This window comes from Aeromonas sp. 600886, from assembly GCF_049174935.1.
Classification (GTDB): Bacteria; Pseudomonadota; Gammaproteobacteria; order Enterobacterales; family Aeromonadaceae; genus Aeromonas; species Aeromonas veronii_A.
This window is the reverse complement of record NZ_JAAKUB010000048.1, coordinates 1-2,846: the sequence shown is the minus strand read 5'-3', so window position 1 is coordinate 2,846 and position 2,846 is coordinate 1. Positions and strand designations below refer to the sequence as shown.

1 rRNA gene is annotated in these 2,846 nt (G+C 53.2%); it reads right to left on the bottom strand.

Annotation, left to right across the window (positions count from 1 at the left end):
* Window positions 1-2,825: ribosomal RNA gene (locus G5179_RS20750) — 23S ribosomal RNA — on the bottom strand; the annotation flags it as partial.
* Between the last annotated feature and the right edge of the window lie 21 nt (window positions 2,826-2,846).

Sequence of the window (2,846 nt, the reverse complement as noted above, 5' to 3'; positions counted from 1 at the left end):
CCTATCAACGTTGTGGTCTCCAACGGCCCTTTAGGACCCTCAAGGGGTCAGGGATGACTCATCTCAGGGCTCGCTTCCCGCTTAGATGCTTTCAGCGGTTATCGATTCCGAACTTAGCTACCGGGCAGTGCCACTGGCGTGACAACCCGAACACCAGAGGTTCGTTCACTCCGGTCCTCTCGTACTAGGAGCAACTCCCTTCAATCATCCAACGCCCACGGCAGATAGGGACCGAACTGTCTCACGACGTTCTGAACCCAGCTCGCGTACCACTTTAAATGGCGAACAGCCATACCCTTGGGACCGACTTCAGCCCCAGGATGTGATGAGCCGACATCGAGGTGCCAAACACCGCCGTCGATATGAACTCTTGGGCGGTATCAGCCTGTTATCCCCGGAGTACCTTTTATCCGTTGAGCGATGGCCCTTCCATTCAGAACCACCGGATCACTATGACCTACTTTCGTACCTGCTCGACCTGTCCGTCTCGCAGTTAAGCTGGCTTATGCCATTGCACTAACCTCCTGATGTCCGACCAGGATTAGCCAACCTTCGTGCTCCTCCGTTACTCTTTGGGAGGAGACCGCCCCAGTCAAACTACCCACCAGGCACTGTCCGCGAGCCCGATTCAGGGCCCTGCGTTAGAACATCAAACATACAAGGGTGGTATTTCAAGGACGGCTCCAGCGCAACTGGCGTCACGCCTTCAAAGCCTCCCACCTATCCTACACATGTAGGTTCAATGTTCAGTGCCAAGCTGTAGTAAAGGTTCACGGGGTCTTTCCGTCTAGCCGCGGGTACACCGCATCTTCACGGCGAATTCGATTTCACTGAGTCTCGGGTGGAGACAGCATGGCCATGGTTACACCATTCGTGCAGGTCGGAACTTACCCGACAAGGAATTTCGCTACCTTAGGACCGTTATAGTTACGGCCGCCGTTTACCGGGGCTTCGATCAAGAGCTTCGCTTGCGCTAACCCCATCAATTAACCTTCCGGCACCGGGCAGGTGTCACACCCTATACGTCCACTTTCGTGTTTGCAGAGTGCTGTGTTTTTGATAAACAGTCCCAGCCATCTGGTCACTGCGACTCCCAACTGCTCCATCCGCAAGGGACTTCACTGTCAAGAGCGAACCTTCTCCCGAAGTTACGGTTCTATTTTGCCTAGTTCCTTCACCCGAGTTCTCTCAAGCGCCTTGGTATTCTCTACCCGACCACCTGTGTCGGTTTGGGGTACGATGACTTGTAATCTGAAGCTTAGAGGCTTTTCCTGGAAGCAGGGCATCAATGGCTTCCACACCGTAGTGTGTTCGTCTCGTGTCTCAGTGTTGTGTCTCCGGATTTGCCTAGAAACACCACCTACGCACTTTCACCAGGACAACCGTCGCCTGGCCCACCTAGCCTTCTCCGTCCCCCCATCGCAATTACAAGTCGTGCAGGAATATTAACCTGCTTCCCATCGACTACGCCTTTCGGCCTCGCCTTAGGGGTCGACTCACCCTGCCCCGATTAACGTTGGACAGGAACCCTTGGTCTTCCGGCGAGGAGGCTTTTCACCCCCTTTATCGTTACTTACGTCAGCATTCGCACTTCTGATATCTCCAGCATACCTCTCGATACACCTTCGCAGACTTACAGAACGCTCCCCTACCACTCACACATAAGTGTGAATCCGCGGCTTCGGTGCCTGGTTTGAGCCCCGTTACATCTTCCGCGCAGGCCGACTCGACTAGTGAGCTATTACGCTTTCTTTAAATGATGGCTGCTTCTAAGCCAACATCCTAGCTGTCTGAGCCTTCCCACATCGTTTCCCACTTAACCAGAACTTTGGGACCTTAGCCGGCGGTCTGGGTTGTTTCCCTCTTCACGACGGACGTTAGCACCCGCCGTGTGTCTCCCGGATATTACTTACTGGTATTCGGAGTTTGCATGGGGTTGGTAAGTCGGGATGACCCCCTAGCCCAAACAGTGCTCTACCCCCAGTAGTATTCGTCCGAGGCGCTACCTAAATAGCTTTCGGGGAGAACCAGCTATCTCCGAGTTTGATTGGCCTTTCACCCCCAGCCACAGGTCATCCCCTAACTTTGCAACGTTAGTGGGTTCGGTCCTCCAGTTGATGTTACTCAACCTTCAACCTGCCCATGGCTAGATCACCCGGTTTCGGGTCTACACCTTGCAACTAGACGCCCAGTTAAGACTCGGTTTCCCTACGGCTCCCCTATACGGTTAACCTCGCTACAAAATGTAAGTCGCTGACCCATTATACAAAAGGTACGCAGTCACCCCGAAGGGCTCCCACTGCTTGTACGTACACGGTTTCAGGTTCTATTTCACTCCCCTCACAGGGGTTCTTTTCGCCTTTCCCTCACGGTACTGGTTCACTATCGGTCAGTCAGGAGTATTTAGCCTTGGAGGATGGTCCCCCCATATTCAGACAGGATGTCACGTGTCCCGCCCTACTCGATTTCACATCAAGGTTGTTTTCGTGTACGGGGCTATCACCCTGTATCGCCGGCCTTTCCAGGACCGTTCCACTAACTTCCAAGATACTTAAGGGCTAATCCCCGTTCGCTCGCCGCTACTGAGGGAATCTCGGTTGATTTCTTTTCCTCGGGGTACTTAGATGTTTCAGTTCTCCCGGTTCGCCTCTGTTACCTATGTATTCAGTAACAGATACCCGAGTTATCTCGGGTGGGTTTCCCCATTCGGAAATCTGTGAGTAATAGCGTCTCTTACCGACTTCTCACAGCTTATCGCAGGTTAGTACGTCCTTCATCGCCTCTGACTGCCAAGGCATCCACCATGTACGCTTAGTCACTTAACCATACAACCCCAAGAAGTGTCG